Annotated in this window: 4 protein-coding genes; all 4 read left to right on the plus strand. The window is 72.8% G+C overall.

Annotated elements, in window-relative coordinates; translation table 11 throughout:
• The first annotated feature begins 2 nt into the window (after nt 1-2).
• Nucleotides 3-602, plus strand: coding sequence for an ABC transporter ATP-binding protein (locus tag VFE05_07480; GenBank protein HET6229891.1), 600 nt, complete (start codon nt 3-5; stop codon nt 600-602).
• 435 nt (nt 603-1,037) lie between these two features.
• Nucleotides 1,038-1,871 (plus strand): helix-turn-helix domain-containing protein, encoded by an 834-nt coding sequence (locus tag VFE05_07485; GenBank protein ID HET6229892.1) that lies wholly within the window; start codon nt 1,038-1,040, stop codon nt 1,869-1,871.
• 118 nt (nt 1,872-1,989) lie between these two features.
• Nucleotides 1,990-2,607: a hypothetical protein gene (locus tag VFE05_07490; GenBank protein HET6229893.1), complete on the plus strand. Its 618-nt coding sequence runs from the start codon at nt 1,990-1,992 to the stop codon at nt 2,605-2,607.
• A gap of 213 nt (nt 2,608-2,820) precedes the next feature.
• On the plus strand, nt 2,821-3,290 hold a 470-nt coding region (locus VFE05_07495; GenBank protein ID HET6229894.1), incomplete at its 3' end, for a hypothetical protein.

Genomic DNA, 3,290 nt, shown 5'->3' on the forward strand with positions numbered 1-3,290 from the left:
CGTTGCAACGAGGGAGACGACCGCACCAGTTCTCGGGCGGGCAATGTCAGCGCATCTCGATCGCTCGTGCGGTCGTGACCGACCCGAAGCTGATCATTTGCGACGAGCCGGTGTCGGCGCTCGACGTGTCGGTGCAGGCCCAGGTGATCAACCTGCTGCAGGACCTGCAGAATCAGTTCGGCCTGAGCTACCTCTTCATCGCGCACGACCTGAGCGTGGTGGAGCACATCTCCGACCGCGTGGCGGTGATGTACCTGGGCCGCATCGTGGAGCTCGCCGACTCGCGGGAGATGTACCGCAACCCGCTCATGCCGTACACGCAGGCGCTGCTGAGCGCCGTGCCCGTGCCGGATCCGCGCCACGTGCGCGACCGCATCGTGCTGGAGGGCGACGTGCCCTCGCCGGCCAACCCGCCGCCGGGGTGCCCCTTCCACCCGCGCTGCCAGCACCCGCTGAAGGACGCGGACTGCGCCCAGATCGTGCCCCCGCTGGCCGACAAAGGGGGCGGCCACTTCGCCGCGTGCATTAAGGTGCCGCTGGGCGCGGGGCACGGCGACGGACGCGGCGCGCTCCCGGTGATGCCGCCGGCCGCCACGGCCTGAACAGCGCGAGGGAGGCCCGGCCACCACCGGCCTCCCTAGCGTGCTTCCCTCGATCCTCTCCGTGCTCCCGGCTTCCCAACAGCTTTCTTCGGTTTCAATCGGATTCGTCCACACCGTCCACTACCGCATTGCATCGCAAGCTCCTATATTGTCATTTCGTTCGAGGGAAAAACCGGCTGTGCGTCCGACTCAATCAGGTGGGATGTGATGGATCTGCAAGGACATCTCTTCTGCCGGCGAGCTTGGACGGCGGAGATGCGAGGCCGGGGACCGCCACGATGACGCCACGGGTGCGCGTGGCGACACCGGCGGGCAGGTGAGGTGAAATGGGGGTGCAGACTATGTCCATATTGACGCGGCGCGAAAAATTCTGCATCCTAATGCCGTCACACTTACTTCACGTCCGAAAATGAACCTCGCATTGAGAGCCGGCTGATGCAGCGCCTCGCCCCCTCCCTCGTCCTGCTTCACGCGGACGCCCCGTTCCGCGAACGCGTTCACCGCGCTGCGCCGCTCTCCACCGTGCTCGACGCGCGCGACTGGGAGGAGCTGCGCGGAGCGCTGCGATACGCCCCGCCCGGCACGGTCGCGGTGGTGGACCCGTACACGGGAGGCGAGGGGCTGAGCGGCGAGCTTCGCGACCTGCTGCGCGACTTCCGCTCGGCCACCGTGATCGCGGCGTACCGCTTCGGAGCGGCGCACTACGGCGACCTGCGCACCCTGGGCCAGTGGGGCGTGGCCGAGCTGATCTGCATCGGGCGCGAGGACACGCGCGCGGCGCTGGCGCGGCGGCTGCGCGCCATGCAGGCCCGCGCGGTGCAGCGCGTGCTCCAGCACTCGCTCGCCCACCCCATGGGTGCGCGGGGCCGCGCGGTGCTGACGGCGGCGGCGGAGACGGTTGCCACCGGCGGCCAGGCGCCGGAGCTCGCGGCGGCGCTGGAGCTCACCGAGCGCACGCTGCTGCGCTGGTGCGCGCGGACGGACCTGCCGCCGCCGCGCCGCCTGCTCGCGTGGCTGCGCGTGCTGCTCGCCTGCGACCTGCTGGACGACCCCGGCCACACCCTCTCGTCGGCCTCGCGGGCGTGCGGGTACGCGGCCGACATGCCGCTGCGCCGGGCCATCCGCAACCTGGTGGGTCTGGAGCCGCGGGAGCTGCGCGAGCGCGGCGCCCTGGCGACGGCGGCGGCCCGCTTCGCCGCGGAGCTGGGCGCCCTGCGCGAGGCGGGCCGCGAGCGCCGCCGTGCCAAGCAGCACGCGTACGCCGCCTGACCGCGGCGTGGCGCCGGGAGGGCTTTCCCGGCGCCGCGCGTCAGGTATCTTCCGGGTGCATCTCCGCCCGGGTTCCGCCGCATCGGTCCCCGGGCTCCCGCTCCCCGCGAGGCCCGCCGTGCCGCACCTCCCTTCCCAGCTCCGCACGCTTCCCCGCGCCCGCGGCCGGCGCTCCGCCGTCCGCATCCTCCTCGTCATTGCCCTGCCACTGCTGCTGCCCGCGTGCCGTTCGCCGCGCGCGGACCAGGCGTGCGCGTTCGCTCCGGCGGACACGCGCGGGTGGACGCGCGTGGAGCGCACGGCCGCGACGCTGCTCGTGCCCGCCGGGTATCGCGCCGACTCCGCCGCCGCGCCGCCGGACGTGACGGGAGCGGCGAGCGCGTCGGGAGAGGACTTCGTGACCTGGGCGGCGGGACCTGAGGGCGAGGCGGGGCCGGAGAGCCGCATCATCTTCCACGTCGCGACTTCGGTGGCATACGCGGACGCGCCGGGTGGCGACACCGTGCCCGGGCTGCGCGACCTCCGCCGCTGCACGCTGGCGGTGGACGGGAAGACGGGGCACGTCTCCACGTCGTGGATGGAAGACTCGCTCAGCCCCACCGGCCGCACCTACCAGACGATCGCGCGCTGGACGGGCGTGAAGGGCGGCCGCGAGATGGGCATCTTCATCGTCGCGCCGACGGAGAAGGAGCAGCGGCGTCTCTCCGGCGTCCTCGCGTCCGTCCACTTCAGGTAGCACCTCCAAACTCTTCCGACGCATCCAACCGCCTGTCGTGCAAGAAGAGCGCGGCATCTACCGCATCCTCTCCGGTACGATCGCCCGGCGCGGACCTTGCCGGATCTCGCTCCGCACCCAAACATCTGGTATACCGCTCCGCACGCGCACCCGTAGACCGGGACGCGCGTGGAAGGGCGCGCGAGGAGGCGACGAGCATGCGAGAGACGGGCGATGACCGGGGCTGAGCTTCGGGCGGCGAGGGAAGGCTTGGCGCTGCCGCGGGCGGCGCTGGCTGAGGAGCTGGGCGTGCCCGAGCAGCAGGTGTGGGACTGGGAGAGCGGCGTGGCGCGCATTCCCTCGCGCTCTGCGGCGCTGGTGGCGTACAAGGCGGCGCTCGCCCGGCGCGAGGCGGCGATGGAGTCCAGCGGCCTGCCCGCGTGCACCTTCGTCCGCGAGTGGAACGCGCAGCCGATGCCGCCGGGAACGGAGCCGCAGCTTCGACGGCTGGAGGCGCTGGCGCGCCACGCGCGCTCGTGCCCGACGTGCGTGGCGCGCGACCTCCACGCGCGGGGCCATCTTCCTCCGCTGCCGCGGCGGCCCGCCGGCGGACCGGCGGGCGTGGTGGGTTGGGCGTGGGACCGGATCGAGGCGCTGCCCGCGTGGGCGAGGCCGCCCATCGCGGGCGGGGTGATCGTGACGGC

This window comes from Longimicrobiaceae bacterium (assembly GCA_035696245.1).
GTDB lineage: Bacteria > Gemmatimonadota > Gemmatimonadetes > Longimicrobiales > Longimicrobiaceae > DASRQW01.

What these genes read in the sequence shown, in the direction of transcription:
- VFE05_07485 (HET6229892.1), top strand. Translation starts at nt 1,038, where the DNA reads ATGCAGCGCCTCGCCCCCTCCCTCGTCCTGCTTCACGCGGACGCCCCG.